General features: G+C 37.6%; 28 protein-coding genes. All 28 read left to right on the top strand.

Translation table 11 applies throughout. From position 1 onward, the window contains the following. The first annotated feature begins 12 nt into the window (after window positions 1-12). The 28 genes from ftsY to rseP all read left to right on the top strand — a co-directional run bounded on the left by ftsY (window position 13) and on the right by rseP (window position 25,834). Complete coding sequence (ftsY, locus tag M1D66_RS08225; protein ID WP_242555099.1) at window positions 13-1,002, top strand: signal recognition particle-docking protein FtsY; 990 nt, start codon at window positions 13-15, stop codon at window positions 1,000-1,002. Window positions 1,003-1,135: 133 nt separating this feature from the next. Beyond that, on the top strand, window positions 1,136-1,468 hold the full coding sequence (locus M1D66_RS08230; protein ID WP_000891062.1) for a putative DNA-binding protein: 333 nt from the start codon (window positions 1,136-1,138) through the stop codon (window positions 1,466-1,468). 12 nt (window positions 1,469-1,480) lie between these two features. Continuing rightward, window positions 1,481-2,830, top strand: coding sequence for a signal recognition particle protein (gene ffh / locus M1D66_RS08235; protein WP_000863460.1), 1,350 nt, complete (start codon window positions 1,481-1,483; stop codon window positions 2,828-2,830). A 101-nt stretch (window positions 2,831-2,931) separates the two neighbouring features. After that, complete coding sequence (gene rpsP / locus M1D66_RS08240; RefSeq protein ID WP_000268750.1) at window positions 2,932-3,204, top strand: 30S ribosomal protein S16; 273 nt, start codon at window positions 2,932-2,934, stop codon at window positions 3,202-3,204. Window positions 3,205-3,218: 14 nt separating this feature from the next. Beyond that, window positions 3,219-3,446, top strand: coding sequence for a KH domain-containing protein (locus tag M1D66_RS08245; protein ID WP_000737401.1), 228 nt, complete (start codon window positions 3,219-3,221; stop codon window positions 3,444-3,446). A 121-nt stretch (window positions 3,447-3,567) separates the two neighbouring features. After that, on the top strand, window positions 3,568-4,083 hold the full coding sequence (gene rimM, locus M1D66_RS08250) for a ribosome maturation factor RimM (RefSeq protein ID WP_000170278.1): 516 nt from the start codon (window positions 3,568-3,570) through the stop codon (window positions 4,081-4,083). After that, a complete protein-coding gene (gene trmD / locus M1D66_RS08255; RefSeq protein ID WP_000686903.1) occupies window positions 4,083-4,817 on the top strand; it encodes a tRNA (guanosine(37)-N1)-methyltransferase TrmD in 735 nt (244 codons plus the stop codon). Before rimM ends, trmD begins: the two co-directional genes overlap by 1 nt. Window positions 4,818-4,963: 146 nt before the next feature. Further along, a complete protein-coding gene (gene rplS / locus M1D66_RS08260) occupies window positions 4,964-5,308 on the top strand; it encodes a 50S ribosomal protein L19 (protein WP_001186516.1) in 345 nt (114 codons plus the stop codon). Between the two features lie 101 nt (window positions 5,309-5,409). Further along, a complete protein-coding gene (gene lepB / locus M1D66_RS08265) occupies window positions 5,410-5,961 on the top strand; it encodes a signal peptidase I (RefSeq protein ID WP_000711853.1) in 552 nt (183 codons plus the stop codon). A gap of 20 nt (window positions 5,962-5,981) precedes the next feature. Continuing rightward, a complete protein-coding gene (ylqF, locus tag M1D66_RS08270) occupies window positions 5,982-6,872 on the top strand; it encodes a ribosome biogenesis GTPase YlqF (RefSeq protein ID WP_000236704.1) in 891 nt (296 codons plus the stop codon). 56 nt (window positions 6,873-6,928) lie between these two features. Beyond that, window positions 6,929-7,702: a ribonuclease HII gene (locus M1D66_RS08275; RefSeq protein WP_001194265.1), complete on the top strand. Its 774-nt coding sequence runs from the start codon at window positions 6,929-6,931 to the stop codon at window positions 7,700-7,702. Between the two features lie 194 nt (window positions 7,703-7,896). Then, window positions 7,897-9,057, top strand: coding sequence for an ADP-forming succinate--CoA ligase subunit beta (gene sucC, locus M1D66_RS08280; protein ID WP_001020791.1), 1,161 nt, complete (start codon window positions 7,897-7,899; stop codon window positions 9,055-9,057). 19 nt (window positions 9,058-9,076) lie between these two features. After that, entirely contained in the window at window positions 9,077-9,979 is a 903-nt protein-coding gene (gene sucD, locus M1D66_RS08285) for a succinate--CoA ligase subunit alpha (RefSeq protein WP_000115178.1), read from the top strand. 88 nt (window positions 9,980-10,067) lie between these two features. Beyond that, window positions 10,068-10,937, top strand: a complete 870-nt coding sequence (gene dprA, locus M1D66_RS08290; RefSeq protein ID WP_000818043.1) for a DNA-processing protein DprA — start codon at window positions 10,068-10,070, stop codon at window positions 10,935-10,937. Between the two features lie 144 nt (window positions 10,938-11,081). Next, window positions 11,082-13,160: a type I DNA topoisomerase gene (gene topA / locus M1D66_RS08295; RefSeq protein WP_001286963.1), complete on the top strand. Its 2,079-nt coding sequence runs from the start codon at window positions 11,082-11,084 to the stop codon at window positions 13,158-13,160. A gap of 48 nt (window positions 13,161-13,208) precedes the next feature. Beyond that, on the top strand, window positions 13,209-14,513 hold the full coding sequence (gene trmFO, locus M1D66_RS08300; protein ID WP_000213002.1) for an FADH(2)-oxidizing methylenetetrahydrofolate--tRNA-(uracil(54)-C(5))-methyltransferase TrmFO: 1,305 nt from the start codon (window positions 13,209-13,211) through the stop codon (window positions 14,511-14,513). Between the two features lie 65 nt (window positions 14,514-14,578). Further along, a complete protein-coding gene (xerC, locus tag M1D66_RS08305) occupies window positions 14,579-15,478 on the top strand; it encodes a tyrosine recombinase XerC (RefSeq protein WP_001101243.1) in 900 nt (299 codons plus the stop codon). Window positions 15,479-15,520: 42 nt separating this feature from the next. After that, window positions 15,521-16,063, top strand: coding sequence for an ATP-dependent protease proteolytic subunit HslV (gene hslV / locus M1D66_RS08310; RefSeq protein WP_000526272.1), 543 nt, complete (start codon window positions 15,521-15,523; stop codon window positions 16,061-16,063). Between the two features lie 22 nt (window positions 16,064-16,085). Further along, window positions 16,086-17,477 (top strand): ATP-dependent protease ATPase subunit HslU, encoded by a 1,392-nt coding sequence (hslU, locus tag M1D66_RS08315; protein WP_000550078.1) that lies wholly within the window; start codon window positions 16,086-16,088, stop codon window positions 17,475-17,477. A 77-nt stretch (window positions 17,478-17,554) separates the two neighbouring features. Continuing rightward, a complete protein-coding gene (gene codY / locus M1D66_RS08320; protein WP_000421290.1) occupies window positions 17,555-18,334 on the top strand; it encodes a GTP-sensing pleiotropic transcriptional regulator CodY in 780 nt (259 codons plus the stop codon). Between the two features lie 347 nt (window positions 18,335-18,681). Then, window positions 18,682-19,383, top strand: coding sequence for a 30S ribosomal protein S2 (gene rpsB / locus M1D66_RS08325; protein WP_000111485.1), 702 nt, complete (start codon window positions 18,682-18,684; stop codon window positions 19,381-19,383). A gap of 103 nt (window positions 19,384-19,486) precedes the next feature. Next, window positions 19,487-20,374, top strand: a complete 888-nt coding sequence (gene tsf, locus M1D66_RS08330) for a translation elongation factor Ts (RefSeq protein ID WP_001018578.1) — start codon at window positions 19,487-19,489, stop codon at window positions 20,372-20,374. A gap of 66 nt (window positions 20,375-20,440) precedes the next feature. Next, window positions 20,441-21,163 carry a UMP kinase gene (pyrH, locus tag M1D66_RS08335; RefSeq protein WP_000042668.1) on the top strand — a complete coding sequence of 241 codons (723 nt, stop codon included), beginning with the start codon at window positions 20,441-20,443 and terminating at the stop codon, window positions 21,161-21,163. 2 nt (window positions 21,164-21,165) lie between these two features. Further along, on the top strand, window positions 21,166-21,723 hold the full coding sequence (frr, locus tag M1D66_RS08340; protein WP_000531501.1) for a ribosome recycling factor: 558 nt from the start codon (window positions 21,166-21,168) through the stop codon (window positions 21,721-21,723). Between the two features lie 85 nt (window positions 21,724-21,808). Next, window positions 21,809-22,585, top strand: a complete 777-nt coding sequence (uppS, locus tag M1D66_RS08345) for an isoprenyl transferase (RefSeq protein WP_000971296.1) — start codon at window positions 21,809-21,811, stop codon at window positions 22,583-22,585. Window positions 22,586-22,602: 17 nt separating this feature from the next. Continuing rightward, window positions 22,603-23,394 (top strand): phosphatidate cytidylyltransferase, encoded by a 792-nt coding sequence (cdsA, locus tag M1D66_RS08350; protein ID WP_000813594.1) that lies wholly within the window; start codon window positions 22,603-22,605, stop codon window positions 23,392-23,394. Window positions 23,395-23,417: 23 nt separating this feature from the next. Further along, window positions 23,418-24,560 carry a 1-deoxy-D-xylulose-5-phosphate reductoisomerase gene (gene dxr, locus M1D66_RS08355; RefSeq protein ID WP_000790373.1) on the top strand — a complete coding sequence of 381 codons (1,143 nt, stop codon included), beginning with the start codon at window positions 23,418-23,420 and terminating at the stop codon, window positions 24,558-24,560. A gap of 17 nt (window positions 24,561-24,577) precedes the next feature. Then, window positions 24,578-25,834 carry an RIP metalloprotease RseP gene (gene rseP / locus M1D66_RS08360; RefSeq protein WP_001090243.1) on the top strand — a complete coding sequence of 419 codons (1,257 nt, stop codon included), beginning with the start codon at window positions 24,578-24,580 and terminating at the stop codon, window positions 25,832-25,834. The last annotated feature ends 30 nt before the right edge of the window (window positions 25,835-25,864 follow it).

Genomic DNA, 25,864 nt, shown 5'->3' on the forward strand with positions numbered 1-25,864 from the left:
GGATGGGAAAGTATGAGTTTTTTTAAAAAACTAAAAGAAAAAATTTCAAAACAAACGGATACAGTTACAGAGAAATTTAAACAAGGATTAGAAAAAACGAGAAATTCATTTGCGGATAAAGTGAATGATTTAGTGTATCGTTACCGTAAAGTGGACGAAGATTTTTTCGAAGAGTTAGAAGAAATCTTAATCGGTGCAGACGTTGGCGTTGCGACGGTAATGGAATTAATTGACCAATTGAAAGAAGAAGTACAACGTCGTAACATTCAAGATCCAAAAGAAGTACAAGCTGTTATTTCAGAAAAACTAGTAGGAATTTACAAAGGCGAAAGCGATTTTAGTAACGAAATTAATATGCAAGAGGACCAATTAACGGTTGTTTTATTTGTTGGTGTTAATGGTGTAGGAAAAACGACGACAATTGGTAAACTGGCGCATAAGTTTAAATCAGAAGGTAAGTCAGTCCTATTAGCGGCAGGAGACACATTCCGTGCTGGAGCGATTGAACAATTAGAAGTATGGGGCGATCGCGTTGGTGTAGAAGTGATTAAACAAGGATCTGGATCTGATCCAGCGGCGGTTATGTATGACGCTGTACAAGCTGCGAAAGCACGTAAGGTAGATGTATTACTATGTGACACAGCAGGACGCTTGCAAAATAAAGTAAATTTAATGAAAGAATTAGAGAAGGTGAAGCGTGTAATTGAGCGTGAAGTACCAGGTGCTCCTCATGAAGTATTACTTGTTATTGATGCAACAACAGGACAAAACGGTTTAAGCCAAGCGAAAACATTCCGTGAAGCAACGAATGTAACTGGTATTGTTTTAACGAAGTTAGATGGAACTGCTAAAGGTGGTATTGTATTAGCGATTCGTAACGAAATGGATGTACCAGTGAAGTTTGTTGGATTAGGAGAGCAAATGGATGACTTGCAACAGTTTGATCCAGAACAATATGTGTATGGTTTATTTGCGAACTTAGTAGAAACAGAAGAAGTATAAGTGAAAGGAGCGGTATTTCCGCTTCTTTTTCTATAAAAAATATATGATGTTAAGAAAAAAACTTGACACTCTTTTGGACTACATGTAAACTAATTCATGTAAAGGGAAATCACTTAACAAAGGATGATCCAACATGCTCGAAAAAACAACGAGAATGAACTATTTATTTGATTTTTATCAATCGTTGTTAACGCAAAAACAAAGAAGTTATATGTCGCTTTATTATCTAGATGATTTATCTCTTGGTGAAATTGCGGAAGAATTTGATGTAAGTCGCCAAGCCGTGTATGATAACATTAAACGGACTGAAGCGATGCTTGAAGAATATGAAGAAAAATTAGTATTACTTCAAAAGTTTCAAGAGCGACAGCGACTTGTTGCAAAGCTAAAACAGCTAATCAGCGAAGAAGAGCATGTGAATGAAGAAATGAAACAAGTTGTTGAAGCTATCGAAAAATTAGATTAGGAGGGCGGCAATATGGCATTTGAAGGATTAGCCGACCGACTTCAACAGACAATGCAAAAAATCCGCGGCAAAGGAAAAGTTTCTGAAGCCGATGTGAAAGAAATGATGAGAGAAGTTCGTCTAGCTCTTTTAGAAGCAGATGTTAACTTTAAAGTAGTAAAAGATTTTGTGAAGCGTGTGTCTGAACGTGCTGTCGGACAAGATGTAATGAAAAGTTTGACACCTGGACAACAAGTAATTAAAGTTGTACAGGAAGAACTTACAGAACTTATGGGCGGAGAGCAAAGCAAAATTGCTGTTGCTAATAAGCCACCGACTGTTATTATGATGGTTGGTCTGCAAGGTGCGGGTAAAACAACGACGACAGGTAAGCTTGCGAATTTGCTTCGTAAAAAGCATAACCGTAAACCGATGCTTGTTGCAGCGGATATTTACCGTCCAGCAGCGATTAAACAGCTTGAAACATTAGGGAAGCAATTGGACATGCCTGTATTCTCTTTAGGAGATCAAGTAAGTCCTGTTGAAATTGCGAAACAAGCGATTGCAAAAGCAAAAGAAGATCATCACGATTATGTTTTAATCGATACAGCGGGTCGCCTGCATATTGATGAAGAACTAATGGATGAATTAGCGAAAGTTAAAGAAGTTGCGAAACCGGATGAAATTTTCCTTGTTGTCGATGCGATGACGGGACAAGACGCGGTAAATGTTGCACAAAGTTTCCATGAACAGTTAGGTTTAACAGGTGTTGTATTAACGAAGTTAGATGGTGATACGCGCGGTGGTGCTGCATTATCTATTAAGGCTGTAACAAACACGCCGATTAAATTTGCTGGTATGGGTGAAAAACTAGATGCAATTGAAGCGTTCCATCCAGAGCGTATGGCATCCCGTATTTTAGGGATGGGCGATGTCTTAACATTGATTGAAAAAGCGCAAGCTACAGTTGATGAAGAGAAAGCGAAAGAACTTGAGCAAAAAATGCGTACGCTTTCGTTTACGCTTGACGATTTCCTAGAACAACTTGGACAAGTGCGTCAACTTGGGCCGCTTGATGAATTGTTAGGAATGCTTCCTGGTGCAAATAAAATTAAAGGGCTGAAAAATGCACAAGTTGATGAAAAACAAATTGGGCATATTGAGGCAATTATTCGTTCTATGACTAAATTAGAACGAGAACAACCGGAAATAATCAATGCTAGTCGCAAAAAGCGCATTGCCAAAGGTAGCGGTACAACTGTACAAGAAATCAATCGTCTAATTAAACAATTCGATGACATGAAAAAAATGATGAAGACGATGACGGGAATGCAAAAAGGTAAGAAAAAAGGACTAGGTGGATTGAAGTTTCCATTCATGTAAGGAAAAAAAGATGGCTCTGTTAAGAAAAAATACTTTACAAAGCAATAGTCTTTTTGCTAATATAATTATCTGTGTGAAATAAATTCGGAGGTGCTTTATAAATGGCAGTTAAAATTCGTTTAAAACGTATGGGAGCTAAAAAAACTCCTTTCTATCGTGTAGTTGTTGCAGATTCTCGTTCTCCTCGTGACGGACGTTTCATTGAGGAAATCGGAACTTACAATCCAGTTGCTCAACCAGCTGAAGTTAAGATCAACGAAGAAGCAGCATTAAAATGGTTAGGAAATGGTGCTAAACCATCTGATACAGTTCGTAACTTATTCTCTAACCAAGGTATCATGGAGAAATTCCACTTATCTAAACAAGGTAAGTAATTGAGGCAATGACTATGAAGAAGTTAGTCGAGACGATTGTCAAGCCTCTTGTCGATTATCCTGAAGATGTAAAAGTTACACAGGAACTTTGCAACGGAGAGATAAAGTATCGATTAACTGTACATCCTGAGGATGTTGGAAAAGTCATTGGAAAGCAAGGGAGAGTTGCGAAAGCGATTCGAATGCTCTTGTATTCAGTGGGACATCATAATGATGAAAAAGTAACACTGGAAATTCAATAAACGTAAAAAAGGGCGAGGAGTTATTCCTCTCCCTTTTTTAACATTTAAATAGAGAGTGCATGTTCCATCTGTGAAATGGAGATGCTTAATTTATATAGAAACCAGGGGTGACATACTATTTATGACAAAATGGTTTAACGTAGGGAAGATTGTAAATACTCATGGCGTAAGAGGGGAAATCCGTGTTATTTCTCGTACTGATTTTCCAGAAGAGCGATATAAAGTAGGAAACACGTTATACATATCGAATGAGAAAGGCACAGACTACCTTCCGGTGAAGGTAACTTCTCATCGCCAACATAAGACATTCGATTTATTAACATTTGAAGGATATAACAATGTAGATGAAGTAGAGAAGTTTAAAGGTTCTTTAATAAAAGTACCAGAAGAGCAGTTAGGTGAACTTGCTGAAGGTGAATACTACTATCATGAAATTATTGGTTGCAGTGTTGTAACGGAAGAAGGAGAAGCGCTAGGGACAATCAAAGAGATTCTATCTCCTGGTGCAAATGATGTTTGGGTAATTAAACGCCCGAAGGGTCAAGATCTCTTAATTCCTTATATCGATGACGTTGTACTTCAAGTTAATATTGAAAATAAATTAGTAACCATTCATGTAATGGAAGGGCTGCTATAATGAAAATTGATATTTTAACGTTGTTCCCAGACATGTTTACCGGTGTATTTGGATCTTCTATATTAAAGAAGGCGCAAGAAAAAGAAGCGGTAAACCTTCGTGTTGTTAACTTTCGTGATTATACAACAAGTAAGCATAATAGCGTAGACGATTATCCTTACGGCGGAGGAGCTGGTATGGTCCTTACTCCTCAGCCTATTTTTGATGCTGTAGAAGATTTGACGAAAGAGACAGAGCGTAAGCCTAGAGTTGTCTTAATGTGTCCGCAGGGCGAAAGATTTACGCAGAAGAAAGCGGAAGAGCTTGCAGGGGAAGAACATTTGATCTTCGTATGTGGGCATTATGAAGGGTATGACGAACGAATTCGTGAGCATCTCGTAACGGATGAGATTTCTATTGGTGACTATGTATTAACGGGCGGAGAATTAGCCTCTATGGTTATTACTGATAGTGTTGTACGTCTCTTGCCAGGTGTGCTAGGAAATCATGCTTCACAAGTAGAGGATTCGTTTAGTACAGGTTTATTAGAGCATCCTCATTATACACGTCCAGCTGATTTTCGTGGTATGAAGGTACCGGATGTATTAATGTCAGGGAATCATAAAAACATTGATGAATGGCGACATAAGGAATCTTTGCGTCGAACGTATACGCGTAGACCTGATTTGTTAGATGAGAGAGAGTTATCTAAACAAGAGAAAAAATGGCTTGAGGAAATAAAGCGAGAGCAGTAATAACTTCATATATTTGCTATTGCAACAGGCCTAGTAATATGCTATTATAACATTTGTGCTACTGAAATCAGTAGCCGTATTAACGATGTTCCGCTGTAATTTATTAAGACTTTATAAGAGCATCTGTTTAAAGGAGAGAATTTAATATGCAACAATTAATCGCAGAAATTACAAAAGGCCAATTAAAAACTGACCTTCCTTCATTCCGTCCTGGTGACACTTTACGTGTACACGTAAAAGTTGTTGAGGGAACTCGTGAAAGAATTCAGCTTTTCGAAGGTGTTGTAATTAAACGTCGTGGTGGCGGAATCAGTGAAACATTCACAGTTCGTAAGATTTCTTACGGTGTAGGTGTTGAGCGTACATTCCCAGTTCACACGCCAAGAATCGCGAAAATCGAAGTACTTCGCCGTGGTAAAGTACGTCGTGCTAAGTTATACTACTTACGTAACCTTCGCGGTAAAAAAGCACGTATTAAAGAAATTCGATAAGACATGTATGGGAGCTTGTAAATGCACAAGCTCCCTTTTTCCAATCTATATGAAATTTTGGTATAATACGAGCAGTTTACATAACCGTGGAGGGGAAATGCATGAAAAAAGAGAAGAGTTCACTTTGGGAATGGATTAAAGCAATTTTGATTGCTGTTGTATTAGCTGGTGTTATTAGACAGTTTTTCTTTGCGCCAATTCTCGTAGACGGGGTATCGATGGCACCTACTTTACATGATCGTGATCGAATGATTGTGAATAAAATTGGTTATCACATTGGAGATCCAAAACGCTTTGATATTATCGTATTTCGAGCAACAGAAGATAAAGATTACATTAAGCGCATTATAGGCCTGCCAGGCGATGAAATAGAGTATCGTAATGATAAACTGTATGTTAACGGAAAGGCTTATGAGGAGCCGTATTTAGACAAGCAGAAAAAGCAAATTGCTGATGGACCGCTTACATATGATTTTAATCTTGAAGAAATGACAGGCAAGAAAACCGTTCCAAAAGATCAATTATTTGTTTTAGGTGATAATCGTCGTTTTAGTAAAGATAGCCGTTCAATCGGTACGATTTCAATGGATCAAGTAATTGGTAAAGCTAATATGTTATATTGGCCGTTAGAAGACGCACGTATTGTGAAATAAATGAAAAAGAAGGTGGCAACATGGTAATTCAATGGTTTCCAGGGCATATGGCGAAGGCTAGACGCCAAGTAACGGAGAAATTAAAATTAATTGATGTTGTAATTGAACTTGTAGATGCTCGATTACCATTATCATCTCGAAACCCAATGATTGATGAAATCATTACACATAAGCCAAGGCTTGTTGTTTTAAATAAAGCGGATATGGCGGATGATCGTTTAACAAAACAATGGATCGCATATTTTAAAGAAAAAGGCCATATGGCAATTTCGATTAACGCGCAAGCTGGACAAGGTATGAAGGAAATTGCAGCAGCTTGTAAAGTGCTTGTTAAAGAAAAATTTGATAAAATGGTTGCAAAAGGTATTAGACCGAGAGCGATTCGTGCATTAATTGTAGGTATACCAAATGTTGGTAAATCTACATTGATTAATAAATTGGCAAAGAAAAATATTGCTAAAACAGGAGATCGTCCAGGTGTGACAACAGCTCAACAATGGATTAAAGTTGGGAAGGAAATGGAATTGTTAGATACACCAGGTATTCTGTGGCCTAAATTTGAAGATCAATTAGTGGGTCTTCGTTTAGCGACAACGGGTGCAATTAAAGATTCAATTTTAAATTTACAAGATGTAGCTGTTTACGCATTACGTTTTATGGAGAAACATTATCCAGAACGCTTGAAAGAACGCTATAATTTAAATGAGATTCCAGAAGATATTGTGGAATTATTCGATGCAATTGGAAAAAATAGAGGCTGCTTAATGGGCGGCGGAATGATTGATTATGATAAGACATCTGAGCTTGTGCTTCGTGAGCTTCGTGGTGGCAAACTTGGAAAAATGACGTTTGAAACACCGGAAGAGTTTGGAGAGCAAGTGGAAGATGTGGAAAAAATAGAAGAAGTATAAGACGTGCGTTTGTGCGTCTTTTCTTTTTGGATATGTTTAAAAAGGAGCTTGTATAAATGCAAACTATGACGATAAAAGAAGCGGAAAATGTATTGAAAGAAATTATGAATGAAGAAGATGATCGCTTTCAACTGTTAATGAAAGATGATCGAAAAGGTGTTCAAAAGCTCGTTTTGAAGTGGTATAAACAAAAAGAGTTAGAACAGAAAGAAAAAGAGAAGTTTTTTGAAATGTCCAAGTATGAAAATGCTTTGCGTGAAAAAGGGGTCACATATATCGCGGGTATTGATGAAGTAGGGCGTGGGCCATTGGCTGGGCCTGTTGTGACGGCAGCTGTCGTTCTTCCTGAGGATTTTTATATTCCAGGGTTAAATGACTCGAAAAAGTTGAGTGAAGCGAAACGTGAGCGTTTTTATGATGAAATAAAAGTACAAGCAATTGCAATTGGAGTAGGAATTGTATCACCGCAAGTTATTGATGATATTAATATTTACCAAGCAACGAAACAAGCGATGTTAGATGCAGTTGCAAATTTATCTTGTACACCCCAACATTTATTAATTGATGCGATGAAGCTTCCTACACCAATTCCGCAAACATCAATTATTAAAGGTGATGCGAAAAGTGTTTCGATTTCAGCAGCATCCATTATAGCAAAAGTAACGAGAGATCGTATGATGAAAGAACTGGGAGAGAAGTATCCTGAATATGGATTTGAGCAACATATGGGATATGGCACAAAGCAACATTTAGAGGCAATTGAAGTGCATGGAGTACTAGATGAACACCGCAAGTCATTCGCACCAATTAAAGATATGATTCAAAAATAAGCTGTAAATATACAGCTTATTTTTTTATTTTGGCATATAAACATTACTATTTTCGAAAAAGAATAAAGCGATTTCAGTTTTCTGACACTTTATTGTAGACAGCGTGCCAATCATCTTATACAATGGCAATGTAATGTTTTTTAAACATTAAAAAACTTTTCGAGTAAAACAGGAAAACAGGGGAGGATGGGACCATGAATATCCATGAGTACCAAGGTAAGGCAGTCCTTAGAAGCTATGGGGTTAGCGTTCCGAACGGGAAGGTTGCATTTACAGTAGAAGAAGCTGTAGAAGCAGCGAAAGAATTAGGAACAGATGTATGTGTAGTGAAAGCACAAATTCACGCTGGTGGACGCGGCAAAGCTGGCGGAGTAAAAGTTGCAAAAAATTTAGATGAAGTTCGTACATATGCAGAAAGCATTTTAGGAACTACACTTGTGACACATCAAACAGGTCCTGAAGGTAAGGAAGTAAAACGCTTACTTATCGAAGAAGGTTGCGATATTAAAAAAGAATATTATGTAGGTCTAGTTTTAGATCGTGCAACTTCTCAAGTTGTTTTAATGGCGTCTGAAGAAGGCGGAACAGAAATTGAAGAAGTAGCAGAAAAAACACCTGAAAAAATCTTTAAAGAATATATTGATCCAGCAGTAGGCTTGCAAGGTTTCCAAGCGCGCCGAATTGCATTTAACATCAATATTCCAAAAGAGCTTGTAGGACAAGCTGTGAAGTTTATGATGGGCTTATATCGTGCGTTTATCGAAAAAGATTGCTCTATCGCTGAGATTAACCCACTTGTTACAACAGGCGAAGGTAAAGTTATGGCATTAGATGCAAAATTAAACTTTGATTCTAATGCGTTATATCGCCATAAAGACATTTTAGAGCTTCGTGATCTTGATGAAGAGGATTCAAAAGAAATTGAAGCTTCAAAATACGACTTAAACTACATTCCTTTAGATGGAAATATCGGTTGTATGGTTAATGGTGCAGGTTTAGCGATGGCTACAATGGATATCATTAAACATTACCACGGTGACCCAGCTAACTTCTTAGATGTTGGTGGCGGTGCAACTGCAGAAAAAGTTACAGAAGCATTCAAAATTATCCTTTCTGACAAAAATGTAAAAGGTATCTTCGTTAACATTTTTGGTGGCATTATGAAGTGTGATGTTATTGCAGAAGGTGTTATTGAAGCAACGAAACAAGTAGGTCTTGAGTTACCTTTAGTTGTACGTCTTGAAGGCACAAACGTAGAACTAGGTAAGAAAATTTTAAATGAGTCTGGCTTAAATATTGTTGCAGCAGAATCTATGGCAGACGGTGCACAAAAAATTGTTTCACTAGTGGGCTAATAGAAAGCGGGGGAGAAAAATGAGCGTATTAGTTAATAAAGATACAAAAGTTATTGTTCAAGGTATTACAGGTTCTCAAGGTTTATTCCATACAAAACAAATGATTGAATACGGTACGAAAATTGTCGGTGGTGTAACACCAGGTAAGGGCGGCACTGATATTGAAGGTGTACCAGTATTTGATACAGTAGAAGATGCAGTGAAAGCAACAGGCGCAAACGCTTCAGTTGTATACGTTCCACCCGCTTTTGCGGCAGATGCAATTATGGAAGCTGTTGATGCAGAAATTGATTTAGTAGTATGTATTACTGAAGGGATTCCTGTATTAGATATGGTAAACGTAAAGAGATATATGGCGGGTAAACATACACGTTTACTTGGACCAAACTGCCCAGGTGTAATCACACCAGATGAATGTAAGATTGGTATTATGCCAGGATATATTCATAAAAAAGGTCATGTTGGTATCGTATCTCGCTCTGGTACATTAACTTATGAAGCTGTACATCAGTTAACACAAGAAGGTATTGGCCAATCTACTGCTGTAGGTATCGGCGGAGACCCTGTTAACGGTACAGACTTTATTGATGCGTTAAAAGCATTTAATGAAGATGAAGAAACACATGCTGTAATTATGATTGGTGAAATCGGCGGTACAGCAGAAGAAGAGGCAGCTGAATGGGTAAAAGCTAATATGACAAAACCTGTTGTAGGCTTCATTGGTGGTCAAACAGCGCCTGCTGGCAAACGTATGGGCCATGCTGGTGCAATCATTTCTGGCGGTAAAGGAACTGCTGCTGAAAAGATTAAAACAATGGAAGCTTGTGGCATTAAAGTAGCTGAAACTCCAGCAGTTATGGGAGAAACGCTAATCTCTGTTTTAAAAGAAAAAGGTTTATTTGAGACTTGTAAAAACTATTAATCTGTTGAAAGACACCTTCTTACTTGAGGGTGTCTTTTTACACTTTTTTCTGTTTACATAATAAAAATTATGGGTAAGGAGAATCAAGATGAAAAGAGAGAGATTATTACATCTTCATTACTTGCTAGCAGATTATTGGAAGGCGATGGAGAGGCTACTATATGTCGATCCAGAATTAAAGAACATATATAAATTTAACGAAAAACAAATGGAACACTACACTGGAATATCCTCGAAAAAATCTTCAGAACTAGTAAAATTTCTTCAAAGTTCAAATCTTCCGCAATATATATCTTATTTAGAGAGAAATCGTATTTTTTATATAACGATATGGGATGAAGATTATCCGCAATTATTACGTGAAATACAAGACCCTCCCTTCGTTTTATATGGAAAAGGAGAGAAAGATTTCCTGAATAAAGTAAATAAATTAGCAGTTGTTGGAACGAGAGAACCATCATTATATGGTCATGAGAGTTTGAAGTTTATTTTACACCCTTTATTAGAAAGAGAGTGGCTTATTGTCAGTGGGTTTGCAAAAGGGATAGATACAATGTCTCATGAGATTACAGTAAGGCATCATCGCCCGACTATTGCGATATTAGGGCATGGATTGTCTTTTATGTATCCGAAAGAAAATAGACATTTATATGAAATGTGGAAGGAATATATATTGTTATTGACAGAGTATCCGCCGCACTATGCACCGAAAAAGTGGTATTTTCCAAAAAGGAACCGGATTATTAGTGGTATAAGTAAAGGTGTTTTAGTTGTAGAAGCGAAATCGAGAAGTGGAACACTTATTACTGCAGACCTTGCGTTAGAGCAAAATAGAGAGGTGTTTGCGCTTCCTGGACCTATATTTATAGAGGGGGCATCGGGAACGAATCATCTTATTCAGCAAGGAGCAAAACTAGTAAGAAATGCAGAAGATATCTTGGAAGAGATTTTAAATTAACCTTATATTTTTATGTTTTTATTAAACAATTATTGACAAATGGTAGATTGGCACTGTATGGTATATTCATTCTTGATTGACAAAAACAAGAGAAATCAATAAGATTAATGAAGACTTGAATCCACCTCTTAAGGAGGCACTAGCATGTCAGATTACCTCGTAATCGTGGAGTCGCCTTCTAAGGCGAAGACCATTGAGAAATATTTAGGGAAAAAATACAAAGTTGTCGCGTCTATGGGACATGTTCGCGATTTGCCAAAAAGTCAAATGGGGATAGAAGTAAAGAACAACTTCACCCCGAAGTATATTACCATTCGTGGTAAAGGTCCCGTCTTAAAAGATTTAAAATCAGCGGCGAAAAAAGCAAAGAAAGTCTATCTCGCGGCCGATCCAGACCGTGAAGGGGAAGCAATTGCTTGGCATTTAGCGAATACGTTAAATGTGGACGTTGAATCAGATTGTCGGGTTGTGTTTAATGAGATTACGAAAGATGCAATCAAAGAATCATTTAAACATCCTCGTGCAATTAATATGGATTTAGTGGATGCACAACAAGCAAGACGTATACTTGATCGTCTTGTTGGTTACAATATTAGTCCTTTATTATGGAAGAAAGTAAAAAAAGGATTAAGTGCAGGACGTGTACAATCTGTAGCAGTTCGTTTAATCATCGAGCGTGAAAGGGAAATTCAAAACTTTGAACCTGAAGAATTCTGGACAATTAAAACAGAATTTGTAAAAGGAAAAGACACATTTGAAGCAAGCTTTTACGGTGTAGATGGTGAAAAAGTTCAATTAACAAATGAAACGCAAGTGAATGAAATAATTGAACAGATGAAAGACAATGCGTTTTCAGTTGAAAATGTAACGCGCAAAGAGCGAAAACGTAATCCTGCATTACCGTTTACAACATCTTCCTTGCAACAAGAAGCAGCACGTAAGTTAAACATGCGAGCAAAGAAAACAATGATGCTTGCACAGCAATTGTATGAAGGGATAGATCTTGGAAAACAAGGAACTGTAGGTCTTATTACGTATATGAGAACTGATTCAACACGTATCTCAGAAACAGCTCAAACAGAGGCTCGTACTTACATCACTGAAGCGTATGGTACGGAATACATAGGAACAGAAAAGAAGAAAGAAACGAAAAAGTCAAATGCACAAGATGCGCATGAGGCAATTCGTCCTACTTCAGTAATGAGAAAGCCAGAGGAACTAAAAAGTTTCTTAGGTCGTGATCAACTTCGATTATATAAATTGATTTGGGAGCGATTTGTTGCAAGTCAAATGGCGTCTGCTATAATGGATACTGTGACAGCGAGACTCATTAATAACAATGTTCAGTTCCGTGCAAGTGGATCGGTTGTAAAGTTCCCAGGATTTATGAAAGTGTATGTAGAGTCAAAAGATGATGGTGCTGAAGAAAAGGATAAGATGTTGCCACCTTTAGAAGTAGGGGAAACTGTATTTTCAAAGGATTTAGAACCAAAGCAACATTTTACACAACCTCCTCCGCGCTATACAGAGGCTCGCCTAGTAAGAACACTTGAAGAACTTGGAATTGGAAGACCGTCAACATATGTACCTACACTTGAAACAATTCAAAAGCGTGGGTATGTAGGTTTGGATAATAAACGCTTCGTTCCGACTGAACTTGGTGAAATAGTAATTGAACTTATTTTAGAGTTTTTCCCAGAAATTATTAACATTGAATTTACTGCCAATATGGAGCAAAGCCTTGATGAAGTAGAAGAAGGAAATGCGAATTGGGTAAAAATTGTTGATGATTTCTACGTAGGTTTTGAACCGCGTTTAGAAAAAGCGGAAAAAGAAATGCGTGAAGTGGAAATTAAAGATGAACCAGCTGGGGAAGATTGTGAATTATGTAATCACCCAATGGTCTTTAAAATGGGTAAATACGGGAAATTTATGGCTTGCTCGAATTTCCCAGATTGTCGTAATACAAAGCCGATTGTGAAAGAAATCGGTGTTACTTGTCCAAAGTGTGATAAGGGTCAAATTATTGAACGCCGTAGTAATAAAAAGAAACGTCTTTTCTATGGGTGCGGTACGTATCCGGAATGCGACTTTGTATCTTGGGATAAGCCAATTGGTCGTAAGTGTCCGAAGTGCGAAGGCATGCTTGTAGAGAAAAAGTTGAAAAAAGGCGTGCAAGTACAATGTATTTCGTGCGATTATGAAGAAGAACAACAAATGTGAGCGTAACTGCTCACATTTTTTTCGGGAAGAAAAGGAAAGGTGATATAAATGACAACACAAGTAGTAAACGTCATTGGCGCAGGTCTTGCAGGAAGTGAAGCGGCTTACCAAATTGCAAAACGTGGTGTCCAAGTTAGATTATATGAAATGAGACCGGTAAGGCAAACGCCAGCTCATCACACAGATAAATTCGCTGAATTAGTATGTAGTAACTCACTTCGTGCAAACACTTTAACAAATGCAGTTGGAGTTATTAAAGAGGAAATGCGCTTAATGGATTCTGTAATTATTCGTGCGGCGGATGAGTGCTCTGTACCAGCTGGAGGTGCTTTAGCTGTAGATCGTCATGAGTTCGCAGCTAAAGTAACAGAATACGTAAAGAACCATCCAAATGTAACTGTAATGAATGAAGAAATTACAGATATTCCAGAGGGACCGACAATTATTGCTACAGGTCCATTAACATCTCCTGATCTTTCTGCAAAATTGAAAGAATTAACAGGAGAAGATTATTTCTACTTCTATGATGCTGCAGCCCCAATCGTAGAAAAAGACAGTATTGACATGAATAAAGTATATTTAAAATCGCGTTATGACAAAGGTGAAGCTGCATATTTAAATTGCCCAATGACAGAAGAAGAGTTTGATCGTTTTTATGAGGCTCTAATTGCTGCTGAGACAGTGCCTTTAAAAGAGTTTGAAAAAGAAATTTTCTTTGAAGGTTGTATGCCAGTAGAAGTTATGGCAAGTAGAGGGAGACAGACGTTAGTATTTGGACCTATGAAACCTGTTGGATTGGAAGATCCAAAAACAGGGAAAACGCCATATGCTGTTGTTCAGTTACGTCAAGATGATGCAGCGGGAACTTTATACAATATCGTAGGTTTCCAAACTCATTTAAAGTGGGGACCGCAAAAAGAAGTGCTACAGTTAATTCCGGGATTGGAAAATGCAGAGATTGTACGTTATGGTGTAATGCATCGTAATACGTTTATTAATTCACCTAATTTGCTTCGTCCAACATATCAATATAAACAACGTGATGATTTATTCTTCGCTGGTCAAATGACTGGAGTAGAGGGATATGTTGAATCAGCAGCATCAGGATTATTAGCAGGAATTAATGCTGCGCGTCTTGTGCAAGGTGAAGAGCCAGTTGTATTACCGCCAGTAACTGCGATGGGTAGCATGGCAAATTACATTACGGCAACGAACGCTAAAAACTTCCAGCCGATGAATGCGAACTTCGGTCTATTTGCACCGTTAGAGAAGAAGATTAAAAAGAAAGCAGAACGAAATGAAGCGTACGCAGCACGCGCTTTAGAAACGATTCGAAATTTTGTAAATATTTAGTTAAATTTCTTGCAAAGGCTACTAAGTTGTGATACGATTTAGTAGCCTTTATTGAGGTGAGTTGTGTGAATGTGAAGAAATTGTTACAATTATTCGTTGGATATTTACAAATTGAAAGAAATTATTCAAAATATACAATTGCAAGTTATCAAAATGATTTAGAACATTTTGTGCAATTTATGGAACGAGAAGGCATATCCTCTTTTTTAGACGTTACATACGCGGATGTTCGTTTGTACTTAACGACGTTGCACGATGAAAAGTTAGCCCGTAAATCTGTCGCAAGAAAAGTATCAAGCTTACGAAGTTTATATCGTTTTTTGATGCGTGAAGGTTATCGAAAGGATAATCCGTTTGCACTTGCGTCACTCCCCAAAAAAGAATTGTCAATCCCAAAGTTTTTATATGCTGAAGAGTTAGAGGAATTATTTGAAGTTTCTGACACGGAAACGCCATTAGGCCAAAGGAATCAAGCTTTATTAGAGTTGATGTATGCGACTGGGATCCGTGTGAGTGAATGTGTCAATTTACAACTTACCGATATTGACTTTGCGGTGGGAACAATTTTAGTAATGGGAAAAGGAAAAAAACAAAGGTATATCCCGTTCGGAAGCTATGCGCAAGATTCTTTAATTACTTATATAGAGAATGGGAGAAAACAGTTAGTTAATAAGACTGACGAAGATTCTCATATGGTATTTTTAAATGCGAAAGGTACACCGCTAACAAGTCGTGGGGTTCGTTATGTTTTAAATGAACTCATTAAAAAGGCTTCGCTGACAATGCGGATAAGTCCCCATATGTTAAGGCATACATTTGCTACACATATGCTAGATGAAGGGGCGGATTTACGTACTGTACAGGAGCTATTAGGCCATGAAAATTTGTCGACGACACAAATTTATACGCATGTCTCTAAAGAAAGATTGCGTTCTGTTTACATGAAGCATCACCCGCGGGCATAAATTGCTTTAAAAGCTATAAAAACAAATAAAGGAGTTTTTTCTATGGGAAATTTCCACGCTACAACGATATTTGCAGTTCATCATAATGGAGAATGTGCAATGGCTGGAGATGGCCAAGTGACAATGGGAAATGCTGTTGTAATGAAACATACAGCTCGTAAAGTTCGTAAACTTTTCCAAGGTAAAGTTTTAGCTGGTTTCGCAGGATCAGTTGCTGACGCATTTACTCTTTTTGAAATGTTTGAAGGGAAATTAGAAGAGTATAATGGCAACTTGCAGCGTGCTGCTGTTGAAATGGCAAAACAATGGCGTGGCGATAAAATGTTACGTCAGCTAGAAGCGATGCTCATTGTCATGGATAAAACAACTATGCTCCTTGTTTCAGGTACAGGAGAAGTGATTGAACCGGATGATGGTATTTTAGCAATTGGATCTGGTGGGAATTATGCACTTTCTGCAGGTCGTGCTTTAAAGCAATATGCAAGTGAACACTTAACAGCGAAGCAAATTGCGAAAGCGAGTTTAGAGATTGCTGGCGATATTTGTGTTTATACGAATCACAACATAATTGTTGAAGAATTGTAGAATCGTAAGGGAGGCATTTTATATGCATTTACATTTTACTCCGCGCCAAATTGTGGAAAAATTAGATCAATACATCATCGGTCAAAAAGACGCAAAGAAAGCGGTTGCTGTAGCGTTGAGAAATCGATATCGCCGCAGTAAATTAGCTGAAAATTTACGTGACGAAATTGCACCTAAAAATATTTTAATGATTGGACCGACAGGTGTTGGGAAAACAGAGGTAGCACGACGAATGGCGAAACTCGTTGGAGCACCTTTTATTAAGGTTGAGGCTACAAAATTCACAGAAGTTGGATATGTGGGTAGAGATGTAGAGTCGATGGTACGTGACTTGGTGGAAACATCGGTTCGTATCGTAAAAGAAGAAATGGTAGTGAAAGTTCAAGATAAAGCAGAAGAGCAAGCGAATCAACGTCTTGTTGAAATTTTAGTGCCGAGTCCGGAGAAGCAATCTGGATTCAAAAATCCATTAGAGATGCTTTTTGGAGGCGCTCAAAATTCGAATCAAACGTCTGATACACAAGAAGATGTTGAAATCGAAAAGAAACGTCAAGATGTAGAGAGAAAGCTTGCTGCAGGGCTTCTTGAAGAAGAAATTGTATCGATTGAAGTGACTGAACAACAGTCTTCCATGTTTGATATGTTACAAGGAACTGGCATGGAACAAATGGGAATGAATTTCCAAGATGCGCTAGGAAGTTTTATGCCGAAAAAAACGAAAAAACGTAAACTTTCTGTAAAAGAAGCAAGAAAACTCTTGACAAATGAAGAGGCACAGCGCTTAATTGATATGGATGAAGTTACACAAGAGGCTGTTTATCGTGCTGAACAGCTCGGGATTATTTTTATCGATGAAATTGACAAAATTGCTGGTAAGCAGTCGAATAGCGTAGATGTATCACGTGAAGGTGTGCAACGTGACATTCTGCCAATTGTAGAAGGGTCGAATGTTGCGACAAAATACGGATCAGTAAAAACGGATTATATTTTATTCGTTGCAGCTGGAGCGTTCCATATGTCTAAACCGTCGGATTTAATTCCGGAATTGCAAGGGAGATTTCCGATTCGAGTAGAATTAACAAAATTATCGACAGACGATTTTGTTAAAATATTAATCGAGCCTGACAATGCGTTAATTAAACAATATATGGCATTATTAGCGACTGAAGGTATAGAAATTGAATTTTCAGACGAAGCTATTCGTAAGATTGCTGAGATTGCTTATCAAGTTAATCAGGATACAGATAATATTGGAGCAAGAAGACTTCATACGATTATGGAGAAGCTCCTTGAAGATTTATCGTTTGAAGCATCTGAAATTACGTTAGAGAAAATAACGATAACACCTCAATACGTTGAGGAGAAATTAGCAACAATTGCTAAAAATAAAGATGTGAGCCAGTTTATTTTGTAATAGTGTCATCAGGTGACTCGCCCTAGTTTCCAAGTGATGAAAAAATATGTGAGTAACATGTAGGAGGAACTTTTGAAATGGAATTATTAGCAAAAACGAGAAAATTAAATGCGTTATTACAGAGCGCAGCAGGGAAGCCTGTAAACTTTAGAGAAATGTCTGACACAATGTGTGAAGTAATCGAAGCAAACGTATTCGTAGTTAGCCGTCGTGGTAAATTACTAGGTTATGCAATTCACCAACAAATCGAAAACGAACGCATGAAGCAAATGCTTGCAGAACGTCAATTCCCAGAAGAATATACACAAAGCTTATTCAACATTACAGAAACATCTTCAAACTTAGATGTGAACAGTGCTTACACAGCATTCCCAGTAGAAAACAGAGAATTATTCGGTCAAGGTTTAACTACAATCGTACCAATCGTTGGTGGCGGTGAGCGTCTAGGTACATTAGTATTAGCTCGTCTTGGTCAAGAGTTCTTAGATGATGATTTAATCCTTGCTGAGTACAGCTCAACTGTTGTAGGTATGGAAATCTTACGTGAAAAAGCAGAAGAAATCGAAGAGGAAGCGCGTAGTAAAGCTGTTGTTCAAATGGCAATCAGCTCATTATCTTACAGTGAGTTAGAAGCAATTGAGCATATCTTCGAAGAATTAAATGGAACAGAAGGTTTACTTGTTGCAAGTAAAATTGCTGATCGCGTAGGAATTACTCGCTCTGTAATCGTAAATGCACTACGTAAATTAGAAAGTGCTGGTGTTATTGAGTCTCGCTCTTTAGGTATGAAAGGAACATACATTAAAGTGCTAAACGACAAGTTTCTACAAGAACTTGCTAAATTAAAAACAAACTAATTTATAAAAAACTCTCCTCAATTGAGGAGAGTTTTTTTGTGCAATGGATAGAAGATACTTGTGAAAAGTGTCATAAGCGTTTTTTCTGGGAAAACTATTAATTGTATTTACTTTTTTGCTTAAAAGAAAAGAAGGTTGGTAATACTAGAATTCGAGTATGAACAAAGAAAGTTTTACATTGTTCGCATTTTCGACTTGATTGTAATATTTCAGTATGATATAGTAAGCAGTGGTGTCAGTACAAAGTACACACGTTTACTGATTTAAGTGTTGGTGCTACGTTTGTAGTTTCGCTTAGAGATGAAGTAAACGGAGGATATCAAAAACCATTTAGGAGGAACTATATTATGTCAGTAATTTCTATGAAGCAATTGCTTGAAGCTGGTGTTCATTTCGGACATCAAACTCGTCGTTGGAACCCAAAAATGAAGCGTTACATTTTCACAGAGCGTAACGGTATCTACATCATCGACTTACAAAAAACTGTGAAAAAAGTTGAGGAAGCTTACAGAACGATGCGCGACATCGCTGCTGAAGGCGGAGACATCTTATTCGTAGGTACTAAAAAACAAGCACAAGAAGCTATTAAAGAAGAAGCAACTCGTGCTGGTATGTACTTCGTTAACCAACGTTGGTTAGGTGGAACTTTAACAAACTTCCAAACAATCCAAAAGCGTATCAAGCGTCTTAAAGACATCGAAAGAATGCAAGAAGATGGTACTTTCGAAGTACTTCCTAAGAAAGAAGTTGTTCAACTTAAAAAAGAGTTAGAGCGTCTTGAGAAATTCTTAGGCGGTATTAAAGATATGAAAGGTCTTCCAAGTGCATTATTCGTAGTAGACCCTCGTAAAGAGCGTATTGCAGTTGCTGAAGCACGCAAATTACACATTCCAATCATCGGTATCGTTGATACAAACTGTGATCCAGACGAAATCGATCACGTTATCCCAGCAAACGATGATGCAATTCGTGCTGTAAAACTTCTTACATCTAAAATGGCAGACGCGATCCTTGAAGCAAAACAAGGTGAAGAAACTGTTACTGCGTAACAAAGTTGGAAAGGTGATAAGGGGTTCGGCCTTTTATCACCTTTTTTAAGGTATAAACACCTTTATAAAAGGTATAAATACATATTTTAGGAGGATGAAAAGTATGGCAATCACTGCTCAAATGGTAAAAGAATTACGTGAAAAAACTGGCGCAGGTATGATGGACTGCAAAAAAGCTTTAACAGAAACTAACGGCGACATGGAGAAGGCAATTGACTTCTTACGTGAAAAAGGTATTGCGAAAGCTGCTAAAAAAGCAGACCGCATTGCTGCTGAAGGTTTAACTTTCATCGAAACAAACGGTAACGACGCTTTAATCTTAGAATTAAACTCTGAAACTGATTTCGTTGCGAAAAACGAAGGTTTCCAAACACTAATTAAAGAATTAGCTGCTCACTTATTAACTAACAAACCAGCTAACGTTGAAGAAGCTATGGCTCAAACAATGGAAAACGGTAAAAAAGTTGAAGAGCACATCAACGAAGCAATCGCTAAAATTGGTGAAAAACTTACACTTCGTCGTTTCGAAATCGTATCAAAAACTGATGCAGATGCATTCGGCGCTTACCTACACATGGGTGGACGCATTGGTGTATTAACAGTTCTTGAAGGTTCTACTGATGAAGCTGCTGCTAAAGATGTTGCAATGCACATCGCTGCAGTTAACCCTAAATACATCGACCGCGATGCTGTAACAGCTGAAGAAGTTGAGCATGAGCGTCAAGTATTAACACAACAAGCATTAAACGAAGGCAAGCCTGAGAAAATCGTTGCGAAAATGGTTGAAGGCCGTCTAGGCAAATTCTTCGAAGAGATTTGCTTACTTGACCAAGCATTCGTTAAAAACCCTGATATGAAAGTTCGTCAATTCGTTGAGTCTAAAGGCGGAACATTAAAAGGATTCGTTCGCTACGCTGTTGGTGAAGGTATCGAAAAACGCGAAGACAACTTTGCTGAAGAAGTAATGAACCAAGTAAAAGGTAGTAACTAATACAGATTAGGGAACACATTGTGTTCCCTTTTTTAAAATAAAGATGTAAGCAATTGGAGGTTCATTATGAGTAAACCGAAATATAATCGTGTCGTTTTAAAGCTAAGTGGAGAAGCTTTAGCTGGAGAGCAAGGATTTGGAATTAACCCAACTGTTATTAAGTCAGTTGCGGAACAAGTAAAAGAAATTGCAGAACTTGATGTAGAGGTTGCTGTTGTTGTTGGTGGCGGTAACATTTGGCGTGGAAAAATTGGAAGTGAAATGGGCATGGATCGTGCAGGGGCAGATTACATGGGCATGTTAGCGACAGTTATGAATTCATTAGCTCTTCAAGATAGCTTGGAGAATATCGGAATTCAAACTCGTGTACAAACTTCAATTGAGATGCGTCAAGTTGCAGAACCTTACATTCGTCGTAAAGCAGTTCGTCACTTAGAGAAAAAACGTGTTGTTATCTTTGCAGCAGGTACAGGTAACCCATACTTCTCTACAGATACAACAGCAGCATTACGTGCGGCAGAAATTGAAGCAGATGTAATTTTAATGGCGAAAAACAATGTAGATGGTGTATATAATGCGGATCCATCTATTGATCCAACAGCTACAAAATACGAAACGCTTACTTACTTAGATGTATTAAAAGAAGGTTTAGGTGTAATGGATTCTACAGCTTCTTCTCTATGTATGGATAATGATATTCCATTAATTGTATTCTCAGTTATGGAAAAAGGTAATATTAAACGTGCCGTTTTAGGCGAAAATATCGGAACAGTGGTAAGGGGGAAATAAATATGGGACAACAAGTATTGAAGTCTTCAAATGAAAAAATGGAAAAAGCAGTTGCTGCTTATTCTCGTGAATTAGCAACAGTTCGTGCTGGCCGTGCAAACGCGTCTGTATTAGATAAGGTACAAGTTGATTACTACGGTGCACCAACACCAGTTGTGCAATTAGCGAACATTACAGTTCCAGAAGCACGTTTACTAGTAATTCAACCTTATGATAAAACTTCTATCGGTGATATTGAAAAAGCAATTTTAAAAGCAGATTTAGGCTTAAACCCTTCTAATGATGGAACTGTAATTCGTATTGCATTTCCTGCACTAACAGAAGAGCGTCGTCGTGATCTTGTAAAAGTTGTGAAAAAATATGCTGAAGAAGCAAAAGTTGCTGTTCGTAACGTACGTCGTGACGGAAATGATGATCTTAAGAAGCTTGAAAAAGCTGGCGAGATTACAGAAGATGATTTAAGAGGATATACTGAAGATATCCAAAAAGAAACAGATAAATATATTGCAAAAGTTGACGAAATCGCAAAAAACAAAGAAAAAGAAATCATGGAAGTGTAATAGCGATAACTTCGCAAATATGACCCTCTTCTTAAGGGGGTCTTTTTACACTTTTAGGCATACGTCTGCTTGCTGGAGGGTATGAATGATGTTTAAAAACTTTCCTTTTTTTAAAGGTAAAAAGGACACATCGTTTGATCATCTCGTTGAAGAAGTGAAAAAAGGATATATCCCAGAACATATTGCCATCATTATGGATGGGAATGGAAGATGGGCAAAGAGGAGAGCAATGCCTCGTATTGCGGGACATCATGAAGGTATGCAAGTTGTAAAGAAAATTACAAAATTTGCAAGTAAACTTAATGTGAAAGTGTTAACTCTCTATGCTTTTTCAACTGAGAACTGGAAAAGACCGAAAAAGGAAGTTGATTATTTAATGAAGCTTCCAGAAGAATTTCTAGGTACATTTTTACCAGAATTGATTGAAGAAAACGTACAAGTCCGAGTAATAGGGCAAAAAGATCGTCTTCCTACGCATACACGCAGAGCGATGGAGAAAGCCATGGAAGATACGAAAGAGAATACGGGATTAATTCTTAATTTCGCGTTAAACTATGGAAGTCGAGATGAAATCGTTTCTGCTGTGCAACATATGATGAAAGATAATGAGGAAGGAAAAATTCGTTCTGAAGAGGTAAGTGAAGAAATGCTTTCCTCCTACTTAATGACGAGTTCTTTACCTGATCCAGAGTTGTTAATCCGAACAAGCGGAGAGCTACGTATTAGTAATTTCATGTTATGGCAAATTGCATATTCGGAGTTTTGGTTTACAGACGTGTATTGGCCAGACTTCAAAGAAGAACATTTGCTAAATGCGATTACTGACTTTCAACATAGAGGGCGCAGATTCGGAGGCGTGTAGAAAGAGAGGGTTTGGTAGTGAAACAGAGAATTATTACTGGAGTGGTTGCTGCCGCGCTATTCATTCCCATCGTAATATACGGTGGCGTGCCTTTTACGGTTTTAGTGTATGCACTTGCTTCTATAGGTTTATATGAATTAATTCGTATGAATAAGCTTACGCTTATTTCAGTACCGACAGTTTTAGCTGCAGTATTATTGTGGATTCTTTTAATTCCAAGTAGTGCATCAAAACTGTTTACATGGATTGGATTAGGTAAATTGGAAATCACATTTGTGATTGTTTTATTACTTTTATCATATACAGTCCTTTCTAAGAATACATTTACTTTTGATAATGCTTCATTTTTACTGATGGCAACGACATATGTGGCAATGGGATTCTTATATTTAAATGAAACGAGAATATTAGGAATTAAATATGTATTTTGCGCATTATTTGTTATATGGGCTACTGATTCAGGCGCATATTTCGTAGGAAAAGCATTGGGCAAGAGAAAATTGTGGCCAGAAATTAGTCCAAATAAAACGATTGAAGGTTCATTAGGCGGCATCGTTTGTGGAATTATTGTGGCACTTGTTTACAACGTGTTCTTCCCAGTCGAATCGAATGTAGTAATTTTAATTGTGCTGACAATTATCATTTCTATTTTTGGACAAATTGGTGATTTAGTACAATCTGCTTTTAAACGTCATTATGGCGTAAAAGATTCAGGTACAATTTTACCTGGGCATGGTGGTATATTAGACCGAACAGATAGTTGGTTATTCGTTTTACCAATTCTCTACTTCTTATTACAATACAATTAATAAATGAACGAGGGGTTGGAGTCATGAAAAACATTAGTTTATTAGGTGCAAGCGGATCAATTGGTACGCAAACTTTAGATGTATTACGCTCGCACCCAGACCAATTCCGTCTCGTTGCTTTTTCTGTAGGGAAAAATATTGACTACGCAGTAAAGGTAATTCAAGAATTTTCTCCGCAAATCGTCTCTGTGCAAAGAGAGGAAGATGTTTTAAAATTACAATCTGTTTCTGGTAATACAAAAATTGTATATGGTAGTGAAGGACTTTTAGAAGTAGCATTACATCCAGATGCGGAGATTGTAGTAAATGCTGTTGTAGGTAGCGTAGGGTTGTTACCAACACTTCGTGCAATTGAGGCGAAAAAAACAATTGGAATTGCAAATAAAGAAACGTTAGTAACTGCAGGACATCTTGTAATGGAAGCAGCACGAAAACATAATGTTTCGTTACTTCCAGTAGATAGTGAACATTCGGCTATTTTTCAGTGCTTGAATGGTGAAAATGAAAAAAGAATTTCTCGTCTTATTATAACGGCTTCTGGTGGAAGTTTCCGTGATAAAACGAGGGATGAATTGCATCATGTGACCGTAGAAGATGCGCTTCGACATCCAAACTGGTCAATGGGTTCGAAAATTACAATTGATTCTGCTACAATGATGAATAAGGGACTAGAAGTAATTGAAGCACATTGGCTTTTTGGTATCCCTTATGAGCAAATCGATGTTGTTTTACATAAAGAAAGTATTATCCATTCTATGGTTGAATTTGAAGATCGTAGTGTAATGGCGCAGCTTGGTTCACCTGATATGCGAGTACCAATTCAATACGCACTTACATATCCTGATAGATTGCCTCTTTCAGACACAAAACAGTTAAACTTATGGGAAATAGGGACGTTGCATTTTGAGAAAATGGACCAAGAACGATTCCGTTGTTTACGTTTTGCGTATGAAGCTGGAAAAGCAGGTGGAAGTATGCCAGCTGTAATGAACGCAGCGAATGAAGTAGCTGTTGAAGCCTTTTTACAAAAGAGAATTGGTTTCTTAACAGTGGAAGACCTCATTGAAAAAGCAATGAACCATCACAATGTCATTGCACGACCGAGCTTAGAGGAAATTTTGGAAATTGATGCGGCCACAAGACGGTTTGTGATGGAACAAATTTAGCAAAGGTGGTTATGGAATTGAATACAGCGATTGCCTTTATATTAATTTTCGGTGCACTCGTATTTTTCCATGAGCTAGGGCATCTATATTTCGCAAAAAGAGCAGGTATTTTATGCCGCGAGTTTGCGATTGGTTTTGGTCCGAAAATATTCTCATTTGAAAAGAATGAAACGGTGTATACGATTCGATTACTGCCCCTTGGTGGCTATGTAAGAATGGCCGGCGAGGATGCGGACACAGTTGAGTTAAAGCCTGGGAAAAAGGTTGGCCTTGTATTAAATGAAAAAGACGAAGTTGTGAAATTAGTTTTTGATGGATATGAAAAGTATCCAAATGTTCGTGTTATTGAAGTCGAACAAGCTGATTTGGAGCATAATTTAACAATTTCGGGCTATGAAGAGTACGAGGAAGAGCTTCAAACATTCCGAGTGAATGAAAAGGCTCGTATTATTACTGCGGGGGAAGAAATTCAAATTGCTCCGTATAATAGACAATTTGGCTCGAAAAAACTAGGGCAACGCGCTTTAACAATCTTTGCGGGTCCTGCAATGAACTTCATTTTAGCATTTGTTATTTTTGTGATTCTTGGATTTGTACAAGGGGTTCCTATTGACAAACCAATGGTCGGAAAAGTGATGGATAACAGTGCAGCACAGCAAGCTGGATTGAAAGAGAATGATACAATTCAAGCTATTGATGGGAAAAACACAAGTACATGGAAAGATGTTGTTACTATTGTACGTGAAAACCCAAATAAAGAAATTACGTTACAAGTAAAGCGTGATAATGAACAGTTTAATGTGAAAGTAACGCCAACACTCGATAAAGAAGGAAAAGACGAAGTTGGTAGAATCGGTGTGTATTCTCCTGTAGAGAAAACAGTAATGGGTTCTATTAAATCAGGATTTGAACAAACGTACCAATGGACGAAACTAATTTTTGAATCTCTTGTTAAATTAGTAACTGGTCAATTTTCTATTAATGAGTTATCAGGTCCAGTAGGAATTTATAATCTAACAGATCAAGTTGTAGATTATGGGTTTACGCGTGTACTAAGTTTAGCTGCAGTTCTAAGCATTAATCTTGGTTTATTTAATTTATTACCAGTTCCTGCTTTAGATGGTGGCCGTTTATTCTTCTTCTTAATTGAAGCGTTACGAGGGAAACCAATTGATCGCCAAAAAGAAGGAATGGTTCACTTTATTGGTTTTGCATTATTAATGTTACTTATGTTAGTTGTAACTTGGAATGACATTCGTAAGTTTTTCTTGTAAAATAAAGTGAAACTTATAATGAAATAGAGC

Source organism: Bacillus sp. PK6-16 (genome assembly GCF_056530295.1).

Excerpts from the sequence above, each read along its gene's own strand:
- ftsY (WP_242555099.1), top strand. The coding sequence starts at position 13 with ATGAGTTTTTTTAAAAAACTAAAAGAAAAAATTTCAAAACAAACGGAT.
- M1D66_RS08230 (WP_000891062.1), top strand. The coding sequence starts at position 1,136 with ATGCTCGAAAAAACAACGAGAATGAACTATTTATTTGATTTTTATCAA.
- ffh (WP_000863460.1), top strand. The coding sequence starts at position 1,481 with ATGGCATTTGAAGGATTAGCCGACCGACTTCAACAGACAATGCAAAAA.
- rpsP (WP_000268750.1), top strand. The coding sequence starts at position 2,932 with ATGGCAGTTAAAATTCGTTTAAAACGTATGGGAGCTAAAAAAACTCCT.
- M1D66_RS08245 (WP_000737401.1), top strand. The coding sequence starts at position 3,219 with ATGAAGAAGTTAGTCGAGACGATTGTCAAGCCTCTTGTCGATTATCCT.
- rimM (WP_000170278.1), top strand. The coding sequence starts at position 3,568 with ATGACAAAATGGTTTAACGTAGGGAAGATTGTAAATACTCATGGCGTA.
- trmD (WP_000686903.1), top strand. The coding sequence starts at position 4,083 with ATGAAAATTGATATTTTAACGTTGTTCCCAGACATGTTTACCGGTGTA.
- rplS (WP_001186516.1), top strand. The coding sequence starts at position 4,964 with ATGCAACAATTAATCGCAGAAATTACAAAAGGCCAATTAAAAACTGAC.
- lepB (WP_000711853.1), top strand. The coding sequence starts at position 5,410 with ATGAAAAAAGAGAAGAGTTCACTTTGGGAATGGATTAAAGCAATTTTG.
- ylqF (WP_000236704.1), top strand. The coding sequence starts at position 5,982 with ATGGTAATTCAATGGTTTCCAGGGCATATGGCGAAGGCTAGACGCCAA.
- M1D66_RS08275 (WP_001194265.1), top strand. The coding sequence starts at position 6,929 with ATGCAAACTATGACGATAAAAGAAGCGGAAAATGTATTGAAAGAAATT.
- sucC (WP_001020791.1), top strand. The coding sequence starts at position 7,897 with ATGAATATCCATGAGTACCAAGGTAAGGCAGTCCTTAGAAGCTATGGG.
- sucD (WP_000115178.1), top strand. The coding sequence starts at position 9,077 with ATGAGCGTATTAGTTAATAAAGATACAAAAGTTATTGTTCAAGGTATT.
- dprA (WP_000818043.1), top strand. The coding sequence starts at position 10,068 with ATGAAAAGAGAGAGATTATTACATCTTCATTACTTGCTAGCAGATTAT.
- topA (WP_001286963.1), top strand. The coding sequence starts at position 11,082 with ATGTCAGATTACCTCGTAATCGTGGAGTCGCCTTCTAAGGCGAAGACC.
- trmFO (WP_000213002.1), top strand. The coding sequence starts at position 13,209 with ATGACAACACAAGTAGTAAACGTCATTGGCGCAGGTCTTGCAGGAAGT.
- hslV (WP_000526272.1), top strand. The coding sequence starts at position 15,521 with ATGGGAAATTTCCACGCTACAACGATATTTGCAGTTCATCATAATGGA.
- hslU (WP_000550078.1), top strand. The coding sequence starts at position 16,086 with ATGCATTTACATTTTACTCCGCGCCAAATTGTGGAAAAATTAGATCAA.
- codY (WP_000421290.1), top strand. The coding sequence starts at position 17,555 with ATGGAATTATTAGCAAAAACGAGAAAATTAAATGCGTTATTACAGAGC.
- rpsB (WP_000111485.1), top strand. The coding sequence starts at position 18,682 with ATGTCAGTAATTTCTATGAAGCAATTGCTTGAAGCTGGTGTTCATTTC.
- tsf (WP_001018578.1), top strand. The coding sequence starts at position 19,487 with ATGGCAATCACTGCTCAAATGGTAAAAGAATTACGTGAAAAAACTGGC.
- pyrH (WP_000042668.1), top strand. The coding sequence starts at position 20,441 with ATGAGTAAACCGAAATATAATCGTGTCGTTTTAAAGCTAAGTGGAGAA.
- frr (WP_000531501.1), top strand. The coding sequence starts at position 21,166 with ATGGGACAACAAGTATTGAAGTCTTCAAATGAAAAAATGGAAAAAGCA.
- uppS (WP_000971296.1), top strand. The coding sequence starts at position 21,809 with ATGATGTTTAAAAACTTTCCTTTTTTTAAAGGTAAAAAGGACACATCG.
- dxr (WP_000790373.1), top strand. The coding sequence starts at position 23,418 with ATGAAAAACATTAGTTTATTAGGTGCAAGCGGATCAATTGGTACGCAA.